Here is a 306-nt window from a genome sequence, read left to right as displayed (position 1 = left end):
TTCGCAACGACCCAGACGTCCGGCACGTCAAGGTCGTGCGCGGGCTTCTCCAGCACCACGGTGTGACGGTCCGTACGAGAGGCGGGGACGGCGGGCGCATCCTCGACCCGTCGTACGTGGATAGTGCCAACGTCGGGGACATCGACGCGCACGGCGGTTCCGCGCGGCTCCCGGTCCTGTTCTGCCGCCCGCTGCTGCACCGCCTCAGCCACGCCTTCATCCCCGGCCTCGGCGGCTGCGACATCGGCGGCCGTCCGGTGGACTTCCACTTCGAGGTGCTCCGCCAGTTCGGCGCCACCATCGAGA

Annotated in this window: 1 protein-coding gene; it reads left to right on the top strand. The window is 70.3% G+C overall.

The genetic code is table 11. The annotated features are described in order from the left end of the window. On the top strand, nucleotides 1-306 hold a 306-nt coding region (locus UK12_RS35120; RefSeq protein ID WP_045307281.1), incomplete at both ends, for a UDP-N-acetylglucosamine 1-carboxyvinyltransferase.

It is taken from the genome of Saccharothrix sp. ST-888 (assembly GCF_000955975.1).
In the GTDB taxonomy this organism is placed as follows: Bacteria; Actinomycetota; Actinomycetes; order Streptomycetales; family Streptomycetaceae; genus Kitasatospora.
The sequence above is the reverse complement of the archived record's forward strand: the minus strand, read 5'-3'. Positions and strand labels throughout refer to the sequence as shown.